6 protein-coding genes are annotated in these 4,440 nt (G+C 66.5%); 4 read left to right on the top strand and 2 right to left on the bottom strand.

The annotated features are described in order from the left end of the window. Nucleotides 1–299: 299 nt before the first annotated feature. Complete coding sequence (locus J7E68_RS17190) at nucleotides 300–614, top strand: HU family DNA-binding protein (protein ID WP_215174645.1); 315 nt, start codon at nucleotides 300–302, stop codon at nucleotides 612–614. A 170-nt stretch (nucleotides 615–784) separates the two neighbouring features. Then, complete coding sequence (locus tag J7E68_RS17185; protein ID WP_215174643.1) at nucleotides 785–1,588, top strand: sigma-70 family RNA polymerase sigma factor; 804 nt, start codon at nucleotides 785–787, stop codon at nucleotides 1,586–1,588. Between the two features lie 43 nt (nucleotides 1,589–1,631). Here J7E68_RS17185 and J7E68_RS17180 read toward each other — a convergent pair whose 3' ends face one another. Then, a complete protein-coding gene (locus tag J7E68_RS17180) occupies nucleotides 1,632–2,720 on the bottom strand; it encodes an AAA family ATPase (protein ID WP_215174641.1) in 1,089 nt (362 codons plus the stop codon). Between the two features lie 131 nt (nucleotides 2,721–2,851). Here J7E68_RS17180 and J7E68_RS17175 point away from each other — a divergent pair, with 131 nt between their 5' ends. Continuing rightward, nucleotides 2,852–3,226: a hypothetical protein gene (locus tag J7E68_RS17175; protein WP_215174639.1), complete on the top strand. Its 375-nt coding sequence runs from the start codon at nucleotides 2,852–2,854 to the stop codon at nucleotides 3,224–3,226. Nucleotides 3,227–3,253: 27 nt separating this feature from the next. Here J7E68_RS17175 and J7E68_RS17170 read toward each other — a convergent pair whose 3' ends face one another. Further along, nucleotides 3,254–4,087, bottom strand: coding sequence for a zinc-ribbon domain-containing protein (locus tag J7E68_RS17170; RefSeq protein WP_215174637.1), 834 nt, complete (start codon nucleotides 4,085–4,087; stop codon nucleotides 3,254–3,256). 82 nt (nucleotides 4,088–4,169) lie between these two features. Here J7E68_RS17170 and J7E68_RS17165 point away from each other — a divergent pair. After that, nucleotides 4,170–4,440: NAD-dependent epimerase/dehydratase family protein (locus J7E68_RS17165; protein WP_215174635.1), on the top strand; the 271-nt coding region annotated here is incomplete at its 3' end.

Here is a 4,440-nt window from a genome sequence, read left to right as displayed (position 1 = left end):
CTCCACGCGGTCCGCCCGTCGGGCACGCGATGCCGCCCGCGCGGCCGCGCTGTCGGTGCCGCAGGAGCCGATGGTCGTTCACTAGCAGCCAGGCGGGAACATCGGGGAAGCAGAGGATTCCGATATTCACCGCATATACCAAGGAAGAACGTCTATCCTCTGAGGAGCACAGGCTGGGGTACTGGCTTATCCCGGGGCATGTCGCAGGAGCAAGGGGACCTGCGTCCGCCACGGATGCGGCTGGTAGGGGTACAGCGCACAACGCTCGGCGACGAGCATTCCATGGGACGGAAAACACGATGAGCACATCAAGGACGCTCGAGACCAACCGCGTGAGCAAGCGGGAGTTCGTGCAGAGATTCGCGCGACGAGGCGGCATCTCGGTGCAGACCGCGCAGACCGCGTACAACGCGATGATCGACGAACTGCTCGATCTCGTCGGACGCGGCAACACGGTGACTCTCACCAATTTCGGCAAGTTCTATCCGCAGACGCACAAGGGCCACCGCGTGCAGTTCGCGAAGCAGGACGGCGATGCCGAGGTCAACGACTACACGGTGCTGAAGTTCTCTGCGACACGCGAGGTGAACCGGCGTGTGAAGGTGAACGACTAGCCATCGTTATCTGAACGTAAACGAGAATCCCCGAAGGTTTGCACCTTCGGGGATCTTTCTTTACCCGTGCAGCCCTAGCATGTAGTTGAATGAAGATCCGGCCGCTGGGGAGGGGCCACGCTGTGAGTCGCTGGGGAGGGCTTGCACTTACAGTGAAAGAGACGAATCCGATGCCGATGCGCGCCCGGAACCAGCTCGTGGTCGACCACCTCCACATCGTGGGCGCGGCCACCGCCTACGTCGCCTCCCGCCTCACCCAGGTCTCGCGCGACGATCTCGCGTCCGCCGGCGCATTCGCCCTCGTCAGAGCTGCCGAGAAGTTCGATGCGACGCTCGGAGTCCCGTTCGGAGCCTTCGCGCGAGGACGCATCAACTGGGCGCTCATGGATGAGCTGCGGTCGATGGACTGGGCGCCGCGCGAAGTGCGTGCGCGTGCGAAGGCGACGACGAAGGTGAGCGAGACGCTCGCGGCAACCCTCGGACGCACTCCCTCGGTCGTCGAGATCGCGGCGGCGATGGGGGTCGAGGCCGCCGAGGTGCGCGAGGGTCTCGCGGATGCCGAGCGCCTGCTCACGAGCCTCGACGCCCCGGACGCGCCGGAGATCGTGTGGACCGGGTATCTGCCGGAGGAGCTGGCGATCGCCGCCGAACGCGACGACTTCCTGCGCCGCGCGGTCGACGCGCTGCCCGAGCGCAAGCGCGGGATCATCCGTGCCGTCTACTTCGACGACCGCACCGTCAAGGAGATCGCCGACGAGCTCGGGGTGTCGCACGCCGCCGTCTCGCAGCAGCGCGCCGAAGCGGTGCGGATGCTGCGGGATGCTCTGCAGCGGCACTACGCCGATGAGCCGATGACCGTCGACGAGCCCGCATCGCGCTCGTCCGCGTCCGTCCTCGACGCGTACTTCGAGCGGCTCACCGAAGGCGGGCAGCGATTCACCAGGGCGATCCTGTCGCACGCCGTGGGCGTCTGACCGGTTCACCCCGCCGCATCGGCGACTGCGCGACTGCGGAAGCTCAGAGTCCGAAGCCGTAGGTCGCCTGACCCACCAGGATGAGGCTGACCGTCGTCGGGTAGACCTCAGGCTCCTCGTCTTCGTCATCGAGCAGATCGAGCTTGTGGATGGGCACGAAGATGCTGCCGTCCGGCTCGAAGATGAGATCCTTCGGAACGAACGAGGCGAAGATCGACCGAGTCGCATTGCGCAGCTCGAACGTGCGACCGACGTCGCCGCGCTCGAAGAGGTTCATCTCGACCTCTTCCGACCACACCTTGCCGTCGGGGAAGCGCGCCTCGATGCGGTAGGTGCTCGGCTCCACCGACTTGATGTTGAGATCCTCGACGACCTCGGCGAAGAGGGCATCCGGCTGCTGGAGCTCGAACGCGATCGCACGAAGGTGGTCGTAGTTCAGGCGTGCGCGACGCGAGAACAGCGCCACGTTCTCGATCTCATCGGGGTTCGCGTTCGGCGCCTGATCGGTCAGATACTGCCTGACCTCATCGGGACCCGGATACTCGAATCGCATGTGGTAGTGGAAACGGCCGGGGCGGTTGACGATGTACGTGCTCACATCGCTGATGTCGTTCACCGTGAGGCAGTAGATCCGCTTGACCGACGAGAGCCCGTCGAAAAGCGACAGGAACTGGTTCTGTCGGTTGCTGCCGTCAGCGCCGCCTCGGCGGCCGGCGGGGAAGATCTTCTCGAACTCGTCGAAGATGATGAGGCACTCGTCGAGGGTGTCGAGGAATTCCACGATCCCGTCGTTGTCGTCCGAGACGATCACGACGGGCAGGCACTGCTCGCGCGCCTCCTCGGCGACCATGCGCAGGAAGAGGGTCTTGCCGATGCCCTTGTCGCCCGAGAGCATCACTCCGAGACTGCGATCCGAGAGCGCGTACGAGCGGAAGATCTTGTCGACCTTCTTGTCGCGCCCACCGTAGACGCGCTCCGTGCCCACGGTCAGGTCGTCGACCTTGACGAGACTGAACCCCTCTTTCGAGGTGAAGTGCACGCGATACGTGCCGAGGGGGAACTCCTGGTGCGTGCGCACGGCGTCGTCGTACACGCGCACGTGCCCGCCGGTCTCGATATAGGTGCTCGTCACGGGTCCTCCTCCGTATTCCCCGATAGATATATCGGTTGAGATCCGCACGCGGTAAGGCGCTCCGTCATCGAGTTTTGGCAGTACTCTGATCGGACTACGGGCGTGGGGACGCCGGGGTCAGGGGAACCAGCATGGGCGTGCACGATGGGGAAGAGCGGCCGGTCGCCGGCTCGATCATGATCGTCGTCGAGGCGGCCCCTCAGGGACTGCTGCAGTACACGCTCGACCCCGACGACCGGCAGCCCGTCTGGCAGGCGGTCCTCGTCGCGCACGACGACGCGGTGATGGGTGCCGCGACGTCACCCGAGCAGACGGCGGAGCTGCTGGTGCGGGGCAGCATCGAGTGCATCAGACTCAGCATCCCGAGCCTCGACGTCGGCGGGCTGACCATGAGACCCGAGGTCGGGCCGAACGACAATGCGCAGATCGTCGCGGCGGGCGATGCGACGTACCTGATGTCGGAATGGTCGGCCGTCGTCCGCGAGGTCCACCGGCCAGACGCCTGAGTCCGTCGGCGTCGAGGGATGCCGCCGTCACCGCGATGCGAGATACGCGTCGACGAGCAGAGGCCCTCTGATGTCTCGGAGCGTATCGACGATGCGTTCCACGCCGCGCTCGGTCACCGATGACATCTGCAGATCGCGGGGTCCGATCGGCTCGAGACGGCCTGTGCGGATGCGAACGACCTCCCACCCCGATGCCCGCAGCGCGCGGTCCTTGCGTCGGTCGGCCTCCTCACGCTTGCCGACGTGCTCGAGACCGTGGCGACCGACCGTGTCGTACTCGACCGCGATCCGCAGCTCGGGCAGCAGGATGTCGGGCCAGACCTCGGTGTGGCGGAAGAACGGACGCGCGACTTTGACGGCGTTGACCTCAGAGGTGAAGACGAGCCGCGCCGCCAACGCCGCCCGAAGTCTGGCCTCGGCCGCTGATGCCGGTGCGGGCGCGCACTCGCTGAGGAACGCCTCTCCGGTCGGCAGGGCGGGGGTCTTGCTGCACAGTGTCGTCGGAGGCTTGGGCTTTCGGGGGATCGCACGTGCCTCGCCGAGGATGACGGACTGCGGTCGCGCGAGAGCAGAGCACTCGGGGCACCACGACGACTGCCGACGCACCCGCCCCGGGCGTTCGCGCTGCTCGGTCGGCGTCGCGGCGAACCTGTGGCCGACCCTGCATTCCCAGCACAGCAGCACGTCGGCCGCCAGCGGCACCTGCGAGAGCGCGACCCCGTGGTTGAGCTCGGGGTGGTACTGACGGATCAGCTCGGGGTAGGCGGCCCAGCCGGATCGGTACGTGCCCACCTCGTAGGGCACCTCTCGGTCTCGCGAGAACTGGCGTCTCGCCCACCAGGACTGCACGGGTTCGGTCACAGCCGCAACCTACCCGCCATCGCCGACATCGCCAGACGGAGGAGGACGTGACAGACTCACGGAGACCACAGAAGGAGCAGCAATGTCGCAGCGGATCGTCATCAGCGGGGCGTCAGGACTCATAGGCACAGCACTCGCATCGTCACTGCGCGCAGACGGCGTCGAGGTCACGACACTGGTGCGCCGCCTGCCGCGCGACACCTCCGAGGTCGAATGGTCGCCGGGGGAGAGAGAGCTCGACCCCGATGTCCTGGCCGGTGCGGACGCCGTGGTGGCGCTCGGTGGTGCGAGCGTCGGGCGGCTGCCGTGGACCCGTCGGTATCGCCGCGAACTCGTCGAATCGCGGCTCACGA

Origin of the sequence: Microbacterium sp. ISL-103, assembly GCF_018613995.1 — a bacterium.
Classification (GTDB): Bacteria; Actinomycetota; Actinomycetes; order Actinomycetales; family Microbacteriaceae; genus Microbacterium.
This window is presented reverse-complemented; position numbering and strand designations above follow the sequence as displayed.